This window comes from Terriglobus sp. YAF25 (genome assembly GCF_052113305.1).
Lineage (GTDB): Bacteria > Acidobacteriota > Terriglobia > Terriglobales > Acidobacteriaceae > Terriglobus.
In genome coordinates, this window is the sequence record NZ_JBFRCY010001023.1 from 1 (window position 1) to 1,154 (window position 1,154).

At 55.6% G+C, this 1,154-nt stretch carries 2 protein-coding genes; both read right to left on the reverse strand.

Annotated features, from left to right (window positions below):
* On the reverse strand, positions 1-302 hold a 302-nt coding region (locus AB4043_RS26220), incomplete at its 3' end, for a sugar phosphate nucleotidyltransferase (protein ID WP_442308614.1).
* A 236-nt stretch (positions 303-538) separates the two neighbouring features.
* Complete coding sequence (locus tag AB4043_RS26225; protein WP_442302068.1) at positions 539-826, reverse strand: hypothetical protein; 288 nt, start codon at positions 824-826, stop codon at positions 539-541.
* Between the last annotated feature and the right edge of the window lie 328 nt (positions 827-1,154).

A 1,154-nucleotide genomic window follows, 5' to 3' on the forward strand; every position in this document is an offset into this window, starting at 1 on the left:
GTGCCCATGTACCAGTTGACGCTGACACGCTGCATCGGCGGCAGAATCTCGATGAACTCACCCAGTTCATTGGCGACTACAGGTCCCCACCCCTCGCGGATATGGCGATTGAGCGAGAGCGCCTTGTATTGCGTAAGGATGTAGACCTTGCGCAGGTCAGAGTTGATGCAGTTGGAGAGGGTGATATCGATGATGCGGTATTGGCCGCCGAATGGAACGGCGGGCTTGGCGCGGTCACGGGTTAGAGGAAAGAGGCGCTCTCCAGCGCCACCGGCAAGCAGGACTCCCAACGTATCTTTCATTGATGGCACCCAAACACCCTTTACTTGCTGAGGTCAGACTTCTGGGTAAGACGCAACTTTACGTCTCCGCGTTCCCGACGGATAAGAATATCCCGTCGAGGATGAAGCGATAATAAACGGGGATGGCATTTGCCATCCCCGTTTGTTGTTCTCTTACAAAGATTTAAGGGGTCGCCATCGGACAGAAACCGGGCACGCACCACCCCGCTGCATCTTTCATCCTGATGGAGCGAGGCTTACTGATTCTCGGTGTCTTCTACAGAGATCCGAAGCGACTTCAAAAAATTGACGTCGTTTGAGGTGAAGGGTCCGTTCATCGTCTCCTCCCCCTCTACGGCTCCCGCCGCTTCTTCTTCGTGGACCTCGTTCAGGCCGATGGTCGCCTCAAGCATGAGCAGCACGTCGAAGCCCTGCTCCCGGATGTCGCGCACTACGCCTGCAATGTGCTCCGACTCAGAGACCGACTCGTGAATGGCTTCGCCAAGCTGCTGGATCAGGTCCTTCACTTTTTGGTTCAATGACACCTCCGTCGAATAGCCACTTCGCCGCGCATCGGGTATTCCCAGCCTTCGCAGCGGCGGGAACGGCATTGCGGGGTGTTGGGCACCGCCTGTTGACTCTTACATTACTGCTGTATTGGACGACTCGCAATGGGTTCTGGATACCATTTTTGAGGACAGTTGCCTAATGGCAGTTGCCAGTAAACGGTTTCCAGTTGACGAGGTACGGCAGGGTTAGCGAGTCAGCCTCAACACACCTATAAAAAGACACTTCGGGGCAACCTGCCGCAGTGCCTTCATCCAACGGGCAACTGGCTTTTATGCCACCAGGGTATGGTGGTCGCTCCATGCG